Genomic DNA, 17323 nt, shown 5'->3' with positions numbered 1-17323 from the left:
AATCAGGCCTGCCTGGACTTGGCGAAATGGTTGATAATGCTCTGCCCCGTCACGATAAGAATGAGGGCAATGCCGGCCAGAGCCGCCGAGGTCACGGTTTCGCCGTCTTCATTGAGGGTGTAGATGGCCACGCCGATGGTACGGCTGGTTGTGCCGTACAGCATGACCGAAACCGTCAGTTCGCGCAGCGCAGGCAAGAAGATCAGAAAGAAAGCCGCAACCATGCCGGGCCGCACCAGGGGCAGCACCACATCGCGCAGGGCCTGCCACATGCTTGCACCGCAGGCGCGGGCCGCTTCCACCAGCGAATCATGCACCTGTTCCAGCGCCGCCGAGTTGGCCTTGAGCGAAAAGGCCATATACCGCGCAATATAGGCGATAAGGATAATCCAGATGGTGTTGTAAAGATTCACGCCAAAGCGTCCGCTCCAGGCCAGTATCACGCCAAGGGCGATGACCGAGCCGGGCACGGAAAAAGGCAACATGCCCAGAAACTCCAGAAAGCCCTTGCCCCGCACCTGCATCTTTACAATGACGTAAGAAATCATGACGCCCGCAAACATGGTGATGGTGGCGGCAGCCAGGCCGAGGCCGATACTGTTCTTGATGGCCTGCTGGGTCTGATCCCACTCAAAAAGCACGTACTTGTAGTTGTCGAGCGACAGATTTTCCCAGGTGATGGGCACGCCGTAGGTTTTAAGCCCGCCCACAAGAAAGATGGTCACAGTGGGCAGCACAATGGTGATGGCTATGTACAGCAGGCAGAACACAAACAGAGGCGTGCGCAGACCGCGCAACTTGAGTTCCATGGGCCGGAAGCTCTTGCCCCCGATGATCTGGTATTTGCCAGACCCCAGCACCTTGCGTTGCAGCCAGATAATCAGGCCTGCCGTAACAACCAGCACCGAGGCCAGCACCGTGCCGGTACGGATGGAGGCAAAACTGCCCGCGCTCTCATGGATGCGTTCGTAAATCAGCGTGGGGATGTTGTAGATGCCCACCTCAATGCCAAGCACAGCCACGGTGCCAAAGTGCGCCATGGAATACAGCATGATGAGCAGCGCGCCCGAGAGGATGCTGGGCAGCACCAGAGGCAGGGTTATCTTGCGGGTGATGGTAAACAGGCCTGCGCCCGAAATCCGGGCCGATTCCTCCAGGGTGGGATCCATGCGCTCAAGCGCGCCGCACACCTGAATGAACACAAAGGGGAAAAGATACATGGTTTCAATGGAAATGATGCCCGCGTAAGAAAAGATGTTGAACAGGGCATCTTCCGCACCTGTGACATCGCGCCAGAGCCTGTTGATGTAGCCCGCGCGCGGCGAGAGCAGCATCTTCCAGGCCAGTGCGCCGATAAACGAGGGCAGCATGAATGGTACAAGAAACATGCTCTTCATAAAGCCCTTGTAAGGAATGTCCGTGCGCGTCACCAGCCATGCAAAGAACGTCCCCACGGTGGTGGCGCAGAGGGTTACGCCGCTGGCGATAAACAGCGAGTTCATCAATGCCTGATAGGTTTCGCCCTCGCTGAGGGTTTTTACCAGATCCGCCGCGTTGAACTGCCCGTTTACAAAAAAGGCGTTGAAAAAGATGAGCGCCACCGGCACCACGACCACGATAACCAAAATAGCAATGGAGAGGAGCAGAATCACCTCTGCCACGCCCCACGAACGCTGTTGTCTGACTGCTTGCATACCTGACCGCCAAATTTGGAGTAATCCTGCGCCCCATATCCTGCCAGCCGGATTGTCCGGCACGCTGCGCGGCGCGCTGCTGCAAAATCCAACCTAGCTGAACCAATGCGCTCCACGAAGGTTAATGACGCATTCGTCCCCTTCGTGCAGCAAGAGGTCGCGGGCCAAGGCCTCATGGGTATCCACCGCCGTGCGCACCTGCTGGCCGCACACGTCAAGCTGATAATCGGTGAACGCGCCCAAAAAGCTGGCGCGGCGCACCGTTGCCCGCAACCCCTGGCCCTGACGGCCCAGTTGCACATCTGACGGACGAAATCCCACCCGTACCTCGCCAGCAAGACCAGCCTGCGGCGCAAGGGGAAAAACATGCCCGTCAATGGTCGCTACTCCGCCGTCCACGGTTGCCCGCAAAAAATTGCTCATGCCCAGAAAGGAGAAAACAAATTCGTCTGCCGGGGTGGCAAAGAGATCTTCCGGCGTACCTATCTGACGGATGGCCCCCCGCTCGTCCAGCAGGGCCATGCGGTCAGATATGGCCAGCGCGATTTCCTGATCGTGGGTGACATACAGGATGGTCACGCCCAGATTTTTTTGCAGCGCTTTGATTTCAAAGCGCATTTCTTCACGCAGGTTGGCATCAAGGTTGTTCAGCGGCTCATCCAGCAGCAAGAGGCTGGGCTGGGCCACCAGGGCGCGGGCCAGGGCCACCCGCTGCTGCTGCCCGCCCGAAAGCTGGGAGGGAAGGCGATCTTCCATGCCGGTGAGGTTCACATCGTCAATGCTTTTTTGCACCAGGGCCGCAGCCTCTGCGGTATCGCGCCGGGCAATCTTGAGGGGATAGCCCACGTTCTGGCGCACCGTCATGTGCGGCCACACGGCATAGTCCTGAAACACAACGCCAAGGCTGCGCTGCTCGGGCGGTAGGGCAGTGCCGCTCTCGGCATCCGCCACCACTTCGCCGCCAATGCTCATGCGCCCGGCATCCAGTGTTTCAAAACCAGCCATGATGCGCAGCAACACGGTTTTGCCGCAGCCGGAAGGCCCGATGAGGGTGAAGCATTCGCCGTCCCGCACCGCAAGAGATAAATCCTTAAGGACCGTATGGTCGCCAAAGGATTTTGATATGTTTTCAAGAAGTATTTCTGCCATGAAAATTCCCGCTTGCGCTGTGCGCGCTGTCGGACAGCGCCTGCCGGTTTCTCTCCGGCAGGCTCGCCCGTGGCTGATTCAGACCTCCCGCGCGGCGTAACCGCGCGGGAGCAGGACGCAAAATTGTAACGTTTCCGTCACTATTTCGACATCATAATATCTGTAAATTTTTTAACAGTGGCTTCCTTTTCACTCAAAATATGCTGGTAATCAATTTTTATACCGCGTTCAAAGGCCTTTTCACTGGTGGGCAGACCAAATTCCGCCGGGGGCACAATGCCCTTGCGCACGGGCAGGGTTCCCTGATCGGCCAGAATCTTCTGTCCTTCTTCTGAAAGCAAAAAGTCCACAAACTTCTTGGCCGCTTCCAGGTTGGGGGTACCCTTGAAAATGGCTGCGGGGCTGGGGATCACCAGCATTTCAGGCGGGTAGACCAGAGCAAGGTCTGCGCCCTTCTTGATTTTGTCGTTCACGATATAATCTACGCCGATGCAGGCCAGAAGATCGCCGGAAGCAGTGTCGTCAATGACCTGACCGGACCCCTTGCCCATGCGCGCCCCATTTTTATGGACATTTTCTATGTATTCCCAGCCGAACTTGTCCACCAGCAACTGAATGCTCATGTAGGACGTGCCGGAAAGCGCCGGATTGGCAATGCCAAAGGCTTTTTTGAATTCGGGCTTCATCATGTCGCTCCATTGGGCGGGAGCTTCCTTCACATGGCGTTTGTTGTAGGCGATGCCAAGCGTACCCAGGCGAATTGCCGTGAACGAGCCGTCAAAATCCGGGAAAGGATTGATGACGTTCTTCAGCTCGGGGGAATCGTATTTTTCCAGAATGCCCTCGGACTTCATGTTAAAGAAGTCCGGCACTTCACTTGTCCAGATAATGTCGGCCATGATCTTGCCCGACTGACGCTCGGTGGCAATTTTCGCCATGAGCTTGCCCGCGCCAGCAGACTGATAATCCATAGCGATATCAGGATATTTTTTTACAAAAGCCTCTTTGAGCGAACCAATAATAGATTCCTTCATGGAGGTGTAGACCACCAGTTTTTCGGCTGCAAAAGCCGAAAACGCCGAGCCCGCCAAGAAGACGGCAGCAATAAAGAGAATGCTGATTCGTTTCATCTGTCATTCGCTCCTTTTGAATGTTCGCTGAAAACCGATCACGTTCCGACCAATTCTTACATCCTGCCGGAATTTTTCTCAAAGGTAGCCAATGCAGGCGATGAAGACAATGCGTTTTTATCCTGCAGGCTCTTCTGTCAGTCCAGTATCGGACAAGCCCCCCGCAAGACGGTTCCGAAACATTTCCATGCGTGGTAGCGTTCTCTATCCGCCGTCGCAACAAGCGCCCGGCATGGGCCTGCCTGCGCAGGCCCCCACACAAACCAGGAGATTGTCATGACCACGGTTTTCGGAACACTGGACCATGTGCTTCTGATGGCCCCCGGCCCCAGCCCGGTTGCGGCCAACGTGCTTGAGGCCATGAGCCTGCCCACTCTCGGGCACCTTGACCCTGACTGCATCAAGGTTATGGACGCCCTGCAAGAGCAGCTTCGCGCTGTGTGCAAAACACGCAATGCCGTGACGTTTCCCATTTCAGGTACAGGCTCCGCTGGCATGGAAGCCTGCTTTGTCAACCTGGTGGAGCACGGCGACAACGTGCTTATTGTCAACAACGGCCTGTTCTGCTCGCGTATGGTTGAAGTGGCCTCGCGCCTTGGCGCGCTGGTAGACACTGTGGAATGCGCGTGGGGCGCGCCCATCTCTGTGGACGCGGTGAAAAAACAGCTGGCGCAGAAGAATTACAAGATTCTTGCTGTGGTGCATGCCGAAACATCCACTGGCGTGAACAACCCTGTGGCTGAACTCGGCGCGCTGGTCAAAAACAGCGATACACTCTTTTTGGTGGACAGCGTGGCCGGTCTGGGCGGCGTGGATGTGCGCGTGGACGAATGGGGCATCGACGCTTTTTACAGCGGTTCGCAAAAATGCCTTTCCACCCCTCCCGGCCTTGCGCCTGCTTCGTTTTCCGAGGCTGCCATGGAGGCCATGGCGCGCCGCAAGACCAAGATACCCAACTGGTATCTGGATGTGCCGCTTATCCGCAAATACTGGGAAGGCACACCCCGTACCTATCACCATACTGCCCCCATCAATATGTACTATGGCCTGCATCAGGCCCTGGACAATCTGCTGGCCGAAGGCCTGGAGGCCTCGTTTGCGCGGCATCAGGCCATGCACGAAAGGCTCAAGCAGGGCATGGGCAAGCTTGGCTTCAAGCCCTATGTGACTGAGGGGGCCGCGCCCCAGGTCAACCTGTTTGTGCCGCCCGAAGGCGTGGACGCCAATGCCCTGCGCGCCAGCCTGCGCAAGGATCACAAGATTGAAGTGGCTGGCGGCCTTGGCGCCCTTGCTGGCAAGGTGCTGCGCGTTGGCGTCATGGGCGAAGGCGCGCGCGAAGAGCCCATTGACCGACTTGTGGCGGCGGTAGCCGCCTGCCTGTAGCACGTTAACTTCCCTGCCCCCCGGCCCAGACCTGCGCCCCGATTGCGTCCAGATTGCCAGCCGGGGGGCAAAACGCGCAGAGCGTCCTCCATCTCCTGAAGCCTCAGGCTCCGCCTTGGCGACAACTCCGCCCTTCCGGGCAGCGTTTGACTTTTTCCCGAGCAGCACCCTATATTGATTACGTTGGCTTCCTTTGACGCAGGATGCAAAGGGCGCTCTTGGTTCCGGTTTGTGCATGACCGCAGCCATTCCACCATGGAGATATTCACAACCTTTGGCAGCACTCCCACGCCAGGAAGACCGGGGAAAACGTCACATGAAGACACTTCGCCTCCGCCTTTCCCTGCTGATCCTTCTGCTCTGCTGCCTTTTTGCGGGCCTGATGCCAACGCAGACAGCCGCTGATGCCACAACCGCGCAGAACAGGCCCTCGGCAAATGCACCAGCCTCTCCACCGTCCTCTCCATTCAACGATCAGGCAGGCTTGCCGGTGTACCCGCCGGAAGAAGAGCACTCCTTTGCAGCCCGCATTGACCGGAGCATAAACTGCTCAATTCAAAAACGTCCCTTCAAGGTTGTTGGCGGCCTCATTGCCTTTTTCCTGAGCGTCATCATTTTTCTGCTCTACTGCCTGGGCTGCAAGTGCAGCCGTATCTGCCGCATGGAAGCCCAGATGAACAAGGATGAACTGACCGGCCTGCCCAACATGGAAAAATTCAAGGTGCTCTGCGACAGCCTCATAACAACCCAGGTCACCTCTGACTACATGCTGCTTTCCGGCGATATCTGCCAGTTCAAGACAATCAACGACCAGTTCGGTTTTGGCATGGGCGACAGCCTGTTGCAGGCCTATGCGGCAATTTTGCAGCGTAACATTCTGCCAGAAGAGTGTTGCGCCAGAATATCCTCTGATCTCTTTGTCATGCTCCTGCGGTTTGATACATGGGAGCAGCTATCGGGCAGAGTCCGCGAAATGGACAAGGAACTGGACGAATGGCGGCGAAGTCAGGCACTGCCCTACACGGTGCGCACCGTCTACGGGGCCTACTGCGTACCCAGGGAGCAGGAAAGGGACATGCAGCTCATGCTGGATCTGGCCAACTATGCGCGGCTGGAAGCCAAGCGCTCGTCCGGCATTCCCATGGTGCTCTACAATGAGCATATGCGGCAGGAGGCCCTGCTGAGCCATGAACTGAACGGCAAGCTGGAAGACGCCCTGACCAACGGTGAAATGCAGGTGTGGTATCAGGCCAAGGTAGACATGCGCACGGGGGCCATTACCGGCAGCGAGGCGCTGGTGCGGTGGAATCATCCCTCACGGGGAATGCTGCTGCCGGGCAGTTTTATCCCCATGTTTGAACGCAACGGCCTTGTAACGTCCATTGATTTTTTTGTATTTGAGCAGGTCTGCCGCAACCTGCGTAGCTGGAAGACGCGCAACCTTCCGCTGCATACGGTTTCCTGCAATTTTTCGCGGCTGCATTTTGACCGCCCCCACTTTACCCAGCGGCTTGCGGATATTGCCGACCGCTATTCCGTGCCGCGCCACCTGCTGGAAGTGGAAATCACCGAAAGCGCCATCATGAACAACCCTGAAGCTGTCTGGCTACAGATCGTTCAACTGAAGGAAATGGGCTTCAAAACGGCCATCGACGATTTTGGCGCGGGCTATTCGTCCCTCGGTATTGTGCAGATGCTTGACGCGGACTGCCTCAAGATTGACCGTAGCTTCATCCAGCGCGACCTGCCGGGCCAAAGGGCGCAGATCGTGCTTGGCAATATCATTCGCCTGGCTTCGGATCTTGGCATGAATGTCATTAGCGAAGGTGTGGAAACAGCTGAACAGTCTGCCATCATCATGAAGCTGGGCTGCTATACGGCGCAGGGCTTTTTTTACGCCAAGCCCGAGCCTTCGCACGAATTTGAAGCAAGGCTCGCCATGCAGGGCTTATAAGCCAGGCTATAGCCGGTCAAACCCGCGCAGCATACTGCCCGGTGCAGCAAAGTCGTCCCGGCTGGCCCGATGTCAGCCTTCTGCACTGCCCTTCATGCTTGCGCTGATGAGATCCATAAATCTGCGCGTCTGCACATCCGCATCATACGAACGCAGCACCGTTTGCCGTGCATTACGCCGTACATGCCCCAGTTGCGGAGCCCGCGCCAGCACATCAGCCAGTTTTTGCGCCATGTTTTCATGATCCCAGAATTCGCACAAAAAGCCGTTTACACCGTCCTGTACCACTTCGCGCACAGGCGGCGTGTCCGATGCCACAACCAGTGAACCGCAGGCCATGGCCTCAAGCAAACCGGTGGAAAACACATGCGGCGCGGCCAGATACACATGAGCGGTGGAATGTTGCAGCATGGCCCGATATTCCTTGAGCGAACGCGCGCCAAGCAGGTGCACACGCGCCCGGAAGCTCTGATCTATGCCCAGAATATCTACCGCACGGCGCATGGCCTTGCCGGTCTCGGTGCATTCGGCTGGCGTATCTGAGCCGCCACCCTGTTTGCGCCCGGTCTGGGCAATATCAAGCCAGGCCAGCACCACAAGGCAGTTAGGACGCAATTCAAGCAGGCGCGGCAGGCACTTGCGGAACTGGTCAAAGCCGCGCGCGGGGTCGTGCATGGGGCCGCAAAAGGTCACCAGCTCATTGCTTGCGCATCCCCAGGAATCAGCAACGCCGTCGCCTGCGGCATCGCCATCCTTTTTTTCCTCGCCGGGCATAAAAAAGCGCGTGTTGATGCCGCTGGGCACAACCTTTATGTCGCGTTGCAGCGCGGGGGGGTACTGGGCGCGTTGCCAGAGGGAGGAGGTAACGGCAAGCTGGCATTCGCCCAACGCGTTGTATTCCCACAGATTGCACACCCGCAGGGGGGCAAAGTCCGCCGGGGGGCGGGGGTTGCCACGCGTAAAAAAGCAGTGGCTCTCGCCATTGTTGTAAAACCAGTCGCCCTGAGCCACATAAAAAGCCTTGGGGAAGATGTCGCGCACGTAAAAACTGCCGCCCATGCTTGCCGCAGCGCAGATGATATCTGGGACAAAACCGTTTCTCCGCAACGACAGCAGGGCATTGCCCGCCCGCGCGCCACGCCGCAGGCGCGTCACGATTTCCTTTTCTGCCGGGTCGTCGCTTTCATAGGGCGCAGGCGGCGCCAAACGCAGCCGCCGCACACCGGGAATGGCAAGTTTTTGCCCGGTTTCTGCAAGAAACAGCACGGTATTGTTCTGGGATGCGCCAAAGGCCTGGGCAAGAGAACGAAAGCGGCCAGGAAAAACAGAATTCAAAAAAAGAATGCGCATTGTTAACCCCTGTACCTATTAGGCGCTGTTTGGCTGAGGATCGCCAAGCAAATGCTCCAGAAAGGCCATACCCTGCTCTGTCTCCAGAAAAGCCCGTAAAGAGCCCACAACCGAGGCGTCATACTTGGGCGGAGTTTCGGACAGGATATTCAGGGCATCTTCCGTACTGTGCGCCTCACGGTAGGAGCGTGGCCGCATAAGCGCGCAGAAGGTATTGGCAACCGCCAGAATCCGGGCGTTCAGACAGATGGCCCCATCATTCAGGGCAAGGGGATAACCGCTGCCGTCCAGTCGCTCGTACATCTGGGTGATGGCCTCCAGCACCGGCAGGCCAAAGTCTATGTCTGCCAGGGCCTCGCGGGCAAATTCCACATGCTGTTGCAGCAATTCCCGTTCCTGCGCCGAGAGCGCGCCTGTCTTGGTGAGCAGATCCTTGGGCAACTGGATCATGCCCACATGCGAAAGGTTGGCTGCCGTGCGCAGGGTGGCAAGGGTTTCCGCATCGCTGCGGCCAAGCCCGCAGGCCAGAGAAACCGCCAACTGCGCGGTAAAGGCCGACTGCCCGCGCAGATAGGTATCCACGGCCTCGATGGCCTTGACGAAAGCGTTGACGGTCTGGGCAACCATTTGCTGCGAACGCTGCTGCGCCACGGCAATATCCGTCATGTCACTGTATACGGAGACCATGCCTGAAAGCCGCCCGTTTTCATCCCGAAACGGAGTGCAGGAGGTAAGATAATAGCGCAGCTTGCCATCCACCAGCAGGGCTTCGGCAAAGCTGAAGGGTTCACCCGCCCTGTGTACGGCCAGCGTATGGGTTACAAGGCTGCGGGCAAGTTCCATATCCAGCTCGGAATATTTCAGCCCGCGCAGCTCCGTGGCTTTTTCCCTGCCGCACAAACGGGCAAAGCTCTGGTTGACGTAGTGGATGACGCCGTTCAGGTCGTTGAGCACAATGCCTGCCGACAGGGCGGAATTTACGCCGTCCATGATCTGCTTTTGCTGGTTGACCACCAGATAGAGCTTGTGCATCTGCTCCGCCACGGCGCGCTCGTTACGGCTCACAAGGCTCCACCACAGGGCGGCCAGCAGACCGCCAACCAGCGCAGCCATGATCAGTGAAGCCACAACAACATTCTGCTTTATGCCGGCAAATCGTTCATCAATACGCCGCACGGGCAAGGTTTGCTCCACAAGCCAGGGCAGGTTGGGCACGGGCAGGGCAAGCCCGTATATCTCGCGCTCGCCTTCCGGCAGGCCGGGATCAATACGTGTGCCGAGCGGCAGCTTTTCGTCATGCAGCGACCAGCCGGGCAAATCCGACACGCCCGACACTTCAGTAGGTGCTATGCGTTGCAGCCTTTCACCAAAAGATTGAAGAATAAATGTATTGTACTGGGTGCCATTGCCCGCTTCGCCAGTGGCCGCAGCAGTTACAGGCAGGACGCTGTAGGTGGCCAGCAGCAGGGAAACCACCCTCCCCCCGGTTGAATCCACATACAGGGGCGCAAAAATGGGAAAGGCCATATCCATGACAAGTCTGCCATTTTCGCGCCGCACAGGCATAAGAACGGGCTGTTTGTTGTTCAGGGCCTGCTGCAAATAGGGCCGCTGTTCCTCATCTGGCGGCTGCACGCCCTCAGGGGCGAGGTACATCTGCATGTCTGTATTAACCAGGCTCGCGCCGCTGAAACTGTTTTTCTCCATGAAGTCTCTGAGATAGTTGACCATCAACGGAAGACGCGGGGCAATTTTTTTCAGAGGGTCACTGTTGCTGGCAGTGCTCGCCAGGGGCGCCGTATCCGCTTCGGCCCCATTCTGGCTTTGCCGGGCCATCTGCAACATATCCGTGGCGGACACGCCCGCACTTGCAACCTCTGCGGCGAACAGCCGCAGCATATCCTGCGTGACAAAAATATTTACCTGACCGGCAAGGGTGCCAGACCACACGGTGAGCAAGGCCACCTTGCCCGAGGCCTGCGAGTTCATGTCCTGCCCCATTTCACGCAGCAGGTGGGCACGCGAATCATGCAGATACCAACGTGCAAAAATAAAAATCAGGCAGAGCGCCAGCACAAACAGTGCCGACATGGTCAGCGCCGCCTTGCGGTTGCGCTGGGCTACGCCTGGGAGAGTCAGTTCTTGGGGTGCCATATATTTTCCTTCATCTGGCGGAGCGTCTCAACAAATCTGCAGCGGATCATTAACCCTTGAAATACTGGTTTACGGCAAGGCCAAAGCCTGTCAGCGCATTTTCGCCCTAGCGCTCGCGCAGGGCGTTCTGCTTAGCCTTGAGAATGGGCTTGAGCAGATAATCCAGCACGGTTTTTTTGCCAATCATAATGTCTGCCGTCACCACCATGCCCGGCATGATGGGAAGAGACTCGTTGTGGTAGACAATGGCATTTTTCTGGGTGCGGATCTTTACAAGATAAAAGTGCTCGCCTCTTTTATCTTCAATGGTATCGGCGCTGATGGATTCAAGCTTGCCTTCAATCCCGCCGTAAATGGAGAAATCATAGGCTGAAACCTTGACCATGACATTCTGTCCCGGACGCAGAAAGGCAACATCTTGCGGTTTGACCTTGGCCTCCACCACCAGAGTGTCGTCAAGCGGCACAAGATCCATGATGGGTTCGCCGGGTTTGACCACGCCGCCCACTGTGGAAATGTATATCTGCTTGACAGTGCTGCGCACAGGAGCGCGCAGTTCTGTACGGGTTACGCGGTCGCGCCCTGCCGAAAGATTTTCGCGCAGGGAATTGAGTTCCTGCCTGCGCTTGTTGATTTCGTCAGTAACAGCAGCGACCTGCTCGGCCCTGCGGGATGCTATGCGCTGCTTGGATTCGTCCGCTGCGGCCTTGGCCTTGGGTATTGTGGCGGCAAGGGAATCTATCTGACCCTGCAATTCCACAACCTTTTGCTGCATGCCGAGGTATTCCAACTTGGAAAAATTGTTGCGCTGCACAAGGGCGTAGGCCGTATTCTTTTGCTCGATGGAAAGCTCGAGGCTGCGGTCAAGCTGCACCTTGCGGGCAGTCAGTTCTTCCACATCATGCAGACGCTGCACATACTGGGACTGTAGGACATCAATTTCCGCGTTGAGCTGCTCGCGGCGGCTGTGCCATGCATTTTCCTGATCCTGAATGATCTGGTGGATGCGCCCCAGCATGCCGGCTTCCACCCTGCGGCCAATGACTTTTTCTGCCCACATGTCAAAATTTTCTGGAAAAACAGGCTTGTCCCCCTTGATCTCAGCTTCAAGGCGGATGATGGCGAGGCTGTTTTCCATGGCCTTGTTTACAGCGTCGCGGTAGGCGCTTTCGGCCATCTCATTGTCCAGTTGCGCCAGCACCGCCCCCTTGTCCACAATCTGCCCCTCATGCACAAGCACTGCGCGCAGGATGCCGCCCTCAAGGTTCTGGATGGTCTGGGTGCGCTGCGAACCTACAACCGAACCTTCCGCATGGGTCACTTCATCTACGCTGGCAACGGCCGCCCAGATGATCAGACATAGAAAAAACGCGCCCACGCTGATGGACAGCGCGCGCACGCCGAACTTGGGCCGCCGGGCGAGGGCCGCGTCCACCTCGTTGGCAAAAAGGATATCATCGGGCGTCAGGCCGCGCAGGGGCGCGTCCATGGCTGCGAACAGGCCAGGATTGCCCTGCTGCTGCCCGCCCGTCATGGCGCCAGCTCCCTGCTGACCGCCCTTGCCCAAAATTCTTTCTACAGTTTCGTGCAACGACTGCCGCAAGCTTTTATCCGGGCGTTGTTCGTGCTCCCCGCCCATCAGCAACTGACGCAAAAAAAGCTCGAGATTACTCGGTTCTTTCTTTTTGGCGGCGGCAGCATCCAGCCCCAGGGGCTGCATGTCGCTGGCACTCTGACCCAGATCGGCCATCAACGTGTCCAGATCAGGCAAACGGCCAGCGCCCGCATCCAAACCTGACCCAAACGAGGCGGTTGCGCCAGAATCAGCAGCAGATTCATGCACGTTCTCGCTGCCGGGCATGGCTGGCAGCGGCACGTCAACATTGGGCCGTGAAAAATGCGAGCCAAAGGGCATACCCGGCATGCCGCCCGGCTGCGGAAAGACCGAAGGCTCCACACCTCGGGGCAGGAGCACATCGGGCTTTGACGTGCCGCATTGCGCCCCTGCTTTCTGTTCTGGCTGATTTTCAGCCCCGGTCATATCCATAGTTTTCTGTGGCAACTGCATGCGCCCTTCTCCAAAAACCGCTGGGCGGTCATTTCAAAACAAAAAGCCAAAACTTTTCAGCAAAGTCAAAAACTTCAGCCCGTTGCGGCATCAGCAGATTTTTCCTGCGGTGCGGCCTGCTGCACATTGGTCACGTTCTTTTTCGAGCGGTCGCGCAGACTTTGCAACACTGCGTCGCGAGGGCCGTCCAGTTTGATCTGTCCGCCTTCCATGACAATGAGCCGATCCACTATACGCAGCATGGAGAGCCGGTGGGTCACAAGAACAAGGGTGCGCCCGCCAATGACCGATTGCAGTCTTTGTTGCAGCAGCATTTCTGAATCCGTGTCCATATTGCTGGTGGGTTCGTCAAGAATGAGCACCTCAGGGTCGCGCACCAGAGCGCGCGCCAGGGCCACTGCCTGACGCTGCCCGCCAGAAAGCGCCTTGCCCTGCTCGCCCACCTGCGCGGCAAAGCCAGCGGGATTATTGCGCAAAAAGTCTGTGACGCCAGCCAGGGAGGCGGCGCGCAGAATGAGGTGGTCGTTGATGGTGGGATCCCCAAGGGCAATATTGTCGCGAATGCTGCCGTAAAACAGCACCACATCCTGCGGCAGCACGCCCACGCGGGCACGCAGTTCCATGCTGGGAATCTGCCTGATGTCCACATCGCCAAACTTCACCGCCCCTTCCTTGGGCTGATAGAGACCAATAAGGAGCTTTGACAGGGTGCTTTTGCCCGATCCCATGGGTCCGATAATGCCCACGCGTTCACCCGGCTCAATGCGCAGTGAAACATGCTCCAGAGCCAGACGTTCCTGCCGGGGATAGGCAAAAGAAACCCCTTCAAGAGCGAACGAAGGCCGCAGCATGCCAAAATCCATGCAGGTTTTTTCCATCTGATTTTCAGAAGGCAGCATCATCAGCATGTCCAGTGCCTTGAGGGCCACATGCGAATTTTGCAAACGGGTGAGCAGGGAGGCCATCTGGAGCAGCGGGGCCATGGTGCGCCCCACCAAAATATTGCAGCCGATAAGCGCGCCCATGGTCATGAGGCCATCAGATATGCGGTACACGCCCCACACCACCATGGCCACAGTAACCAGCTGGGTAATGAGCATGGAAGATGTGACCGCAAGGTTGTTATATTTGCGGGATTCACTGTTGGAGCGAGCCGAAAGGCCCACCACAGATTCCCACAGCTTCTGCATGCGGCTTTCGGCCATGCAGGACTTGAGCGTTTCCAGCCCGCCCACTATTTCCACCAGCAGGGCGTTTTTTTGCATATTCTGCTTGTAGCTGGCCTCGGCGCTCATGCGCGAACGGTGCTGGAGCAGCAGGCCTATGCCGATCATGATGGGCATGGCCCCAATGGACAGCAGCACCATAGGGCCGCCAATGAAGGCCGTAAGCAATAGAAAAATAACAAGAAAAGGCAGATCAATGCAGGCAAGCAGACTAGAGGAACTGAAAAATTCGCGCAGTTGCTCAAATTCGCGCAGGTTGTTGACCAGCGCGCCCGTGGATTCGGGCTTGGCGTCCAGCCGCATGGAAAGCACCTTTTCCACCAGCGAACTGGAGAGAACGATATCCGCATTGCGACCAGCCACATCAACAAAATGTGTACGCAGGGCCGAAAGCAGAAAATTGAAAAGATAGATGATGCAGATGCCGCTTGCCAGCACCCACAATGTTTCTATGGCATTATTGGGAACCACGCGGTCATAGACATTCATCACAAACAGCGGGCTGCCCACGGCAATGAGATTGATGACCACGCTGGCCAGGGCCACGTGTCTGTAGATGGGCGCGTAATACCGCAGCACATCCCAGAACCAGCGCTTGCCACGAGCGATGCTGAGGCGTTCGGAACGGTCATCCGGCGCTGCTTCCACTGCGGCAAAGAGCGCATAGCCGGAGTATTCGTCCGTCAAGGCCTCTACTGGCACCAACTGGGAACTTTCGCTTGTTTCGGGAAAAACCACCTCGGCCATGTCGCCGTCAAGGGCGGTGAGCACGCACGAGCGGTCGTGGGAGAGCAACAGAATGCACGGCAGCACAAGGCCTGGAATATCTGCGATATCAGGCCGATAGGCGATACGCCCGGCCAGTCCCGCCTTGCGGGCCGCCCGCAGGCAGGCCTGAGGCGTTACCTTGCTGCCCGAAAGCCCGGCCATGAGCACATGCGGCGACACTGCCCGCCCGCGCAGGCGCATCAGGACCGAAAGACTGCGCAACAAGCCGGGCATGAAGTCCACGTCTGAAGGGCGCAACGGGCCCATGCCCGGCGCGGTGCGCGGCGCTTGGGTTGTGCCGTGTTCTGCAACGCCGGAGGCTTGCCCCGGTGTCATGTCTGCTGTCTTTTGGGGAGCCCGGCTGTCGCCGGATTCCTGTTCAGGTGATGTGGGCCGTGCCTTTTCTTCTGAATCCGCAGAATTTGTATCCATGCATATTCCATTGATGCTGATGGGGATAACTCGGCATCATCTTTTCGTTATCAGCGCGCAGAGCGGCAAAGCCCCTACCTTGAGGGAATTCACTCGACAGCCCAGAGTCGCAAGGCGCGCCGCATGGGTCAGCCAATTATCCCGGCCTGGTAAAGAAGGATTTGCGCCCTTAAAAAAGCGCCGCATGCCCCGGCTTAACCGGGGCATGCAGAAGGGTTTATCAGTTGAACCAGCCAGGAGCGAACTCCTCGCGAGGATCTTCCGGCTCTTTGGGCGCGCTCTGTCCAAGCGGTCCTGTATTAATGGACATTTCTGGCAGCATATTGCCCGTGAGCGCCGACAGCCTGTACGCGCCCACAAGAATATTGCCACGGGCTGTTTCCGCCTGGGTTGCAGAATTGTACAGCTCACTTTCTGTATCCAGCACATCCAGAATACTGCGCTTGCCAATCTGGAACTGTTCGATATAGGCGGTGCGCGTGTACTTGTTGTACTCTATGGCTTTGGAATAATGATTGTACTGTTCCTGGGCAGCAAGATAGTTGATCCAGGTGCTGTCCACATCCAGCTTGAGATCATCAATAAAGTTGTACATCACCTGACGCGACTGACGCATGCGGGCTGAAGCAGCGCGGCGTTCAGCCACGTCTGCCCCGCTGTTGAAAATATTCCAGCGCACTACGCCCATGACGTCAAAACTGTAGACCCAACGATCACTTGTGCCGCCAAGGTTGGTATAGTTGGGGCCTGCTTCGAGATTGAGGGCGGGAGAAAAAGCCGAATCCGCAAGTTCGCGCTCGGCGCGCGAAGCACGGATATCCTGCAAGTAGGCGGCGAGTTTGGGATTGCTTTTTTTGGCCTTTTCCAGAACAGCCTGCGATGCGGTGTAAAGCTGGGGCGGCATGGTCACGGTCTGCAAACGGCTGGCCGCTGGCAACCCGGTAAGCCGGGTATAGGTTTCCTCGGCCACAAGCAGGGATGCCTTGGCTTCAGAAAGGCTTGAAAGCGCCCGTTGCAAGCGCGACTGCGCCTGGGTTACGTCGGCGGCAGTGTCCGCGCCAAGGCTGGCGCGATCCTGGGCCTGCCCCACAAGAGACTTGTGATGAGCCACGTTTTCTTCGGAAAGCTCGTAGATTTTCCTGCGGCGTAGCAAATCTATATGGGCGATAATCGCATCAAGAGAAAGCGATGTCGCCGTATCGAATACACGGTATTTCTGGGATTCAAGAGTGGATTTGGCAGTGCGAACGCGCGAACGGGTGGCAAAACCATCCCATATGGGTTGCACAAGCTGGGCGCTATAGCCCACCTTGCCCCACATCTGCGAATCAAGGTTCTGGCTGCGGGTGCTTGAATCGCTCAAGACGCTGCCACCAGCCTGCCCTGTAACGTCAACACGGGGGCCAAAGCCAGCCTGAGCGCGCCTCACTTCATGATCCAGCACCTCGCGGTTTTCAATCATGCCCCGCAGATTGTGGTGATTACGCAACACTCCATAGATGGAGTCCTCGACCGAAAGCGGCTTCCCCGCTGGCGGGGGCGGGGGATAACCGGTTTCAGCCGCAGTGGCCGCCGTTGCCAAAAGCAGGGAAAAAAGTGCTCCCCAGATAATCTGTTTCACGGTTGACTCCTCAGCTTGAAGAATGCACCGTCCGCATTCTCCCGCTTGTGGCATATCGACCAGTATGGACCACATTACACAGATGGCAGAGTCCCTTCCCCACCCATATAACGACATGCCTTTTATTAGCTGTAACCACTTAGTCCCAGTCCTGCAAGATATTTAGATACCTTTCAAAGGGCCGGAAACTGCAAAAGGCAACTACCAGAACTATATTTACTCGCAATAACTTTGCATAGTAGATATTTGATTGCTTTTCAAATCTGACAGAGCACGCAGCAGCCATGCTGCCCCGCAACGGTGACGGCTCTGCGTCAGGCGCATGCCGCTTCGCAATCAGCACCGCCCCTTCAAGGGGCGGTTTGATTAGGCCCTATAAGGGCCTGTTACTCGA

General features: G+C 57.3%; 10 protein-coding genes. 2 read left to right on the top strand and 8 right to left on the bottom strand.

The genetic code is table 11. The features are described 5' to 3' along the window. Positions 1-2: 2 nt before the first annotated feature. The 3 genes from JMF94_RS09315 to JMF94_RS09305 form a co-directional block, all read right to left on the bottom strand. Positions 3-1694: an iron ABC transporter permease gene (locus JMF94_RS09315; RefSeq protein WP_240824836.1), complete on the bottom strand. Its 1692-nt coding sequence runs from the start codon at positions 1692-1694 to the stop codon at positions 3-5. Positions 1695-1787: 93 nt separating this feature from the next. Next, a complete protein-coding gene (locus JMF94_RS09310; RefSeq protein ID WP_240824835.1) occupies positions 1788-2843 on the bottom strand; it encodes an ABC transporter ATP-binding protein in 1056 nt (351 codons plus the stop codon). Between the two features lie 140 nt (positions 2844-2983). After that, positions 2984-3973, bottom strand: a complete 990-nt coding sequence (locus JMF94_RS09305) for an ABC transporter substrate-binding protein (RefSeq protein WP_240824834.1) — start codon at positions 3971-3973, stop codon at positions 2984-2986. 276 nt (positions 3974-4249) lie between these two features. Here JMF94_RS09305 and JMF94_RS09300 point away from each other — a divergent pair, with 276 nt between their 5' ends. Both JMF94_RS09300 and JMF94_RS09295 read left to right on the top strand, forming a co-directional pair. Continuing rightward, positions 4250-5356 carry an alanine--glyoxylate aminotransferase family protein gene (locus JMF94_RS09300; RefSeq protein ID WP_240824833.1) on the top strand — a complete coding sequence of 369 codons (1107 nt, stop codon included), beginning with the start codon at positions 4250-4252 and terminating at the stop codon, positions 5354-5356. A 316-nt stretch (positions 5357-5672) separates the two neighbouring features. After that, entirely contained in the window at positions 5673-7310 is a 1638-nt protein-coding gene (locus tag JMF94_RS09295; RefSeq protein ID WP_240824832.1) for a bifunctional diguanylate cyclase/phosphodiesterase, read from the top strand. A gap of 72 nt (positions 7311-7382) precedes the next feature. Here the strand turns inward: JMF94_RS09295 and JMF94_RS09290 are convergent, their stop codons facing one another. From JMF94_RS09290 to JMF94_RS09270, 5 genes are all read right to left on the bottom strand, one after another. Beyond that, positions 7383-8660 (bottom strand): glycosyltransferase, encoded by a 1278-nt coding sequence (locus JMF94_RS09290; protein WP_240824831.1) that lies wholly within the window; start codon positions 8658-8660, stop codon positions 7383-7385. 18 nt (positions 8661-8678) lie between these two features. Next, positions 8679-10814, bottom strand: coding sequence for an HD domain-containing phosphohydrolase (locus JMF94_RS09285; protein ID WP_240824830.1), 2136 nt, complete (start codon positions 10812-10814; stop codon positions 8679-8681). Positions 10815-10920: 106 nt separating this feature from the next. Next, the gene (locus JMF94_RS09280) at positions 10921-12882 is read right to left on the bottom strand and encodes an HlyD family type I secretion periplasmic adaptor subunit (RefSeq protein ID WP_240824829.1); all 1962 of its coding nucleotides are present in this window, start codon (positions 12880-12882) and stop codon (positions 10921-10923) included. 74 nt (positions 12883-12956) lie between these two features. Next, on the bottom strand, positions 12957-15308 hold the full coding sequence (locus JMF94_RS09275) for a type I secretion system permease/ATPase (protein WP_240824828.1): 2352 nt from the start codon (positions 15306-15308) through the stop codon (positions 12957-12959). A gap of 220 nt (positions 15309-15528) precedes the next feature. After that, positions 15529-16929 carry a TolC family protein gene (locus JMF94_RS09270; RefSeq protein ID WP_240824827.1) on the bottom strand — a complete coding sequence of 467 codons (1401 nt, stop codon included), beginning with the start codon at positions 16927-16929 and terminating at the stop codon, positions 15529-15531. Positions 16930-17323 lie beyond the last annotated feature (394 nt).

The organism is Desulfovibrio sp. UIB00 (assembly GCF_022508225.1).
Classification (GTDB): domain Bacteria; phylum Desulfobacterota; class Desulfovibrionia; order Desulfovibrionales; family Desulfovibrionaceae; genus Desulfovibrio.
The sequence above is the reverse complement of the archived record's forward strand: the minus strand, read 5'-3'. Positions and strand labels throughout refer to the sequence as shown.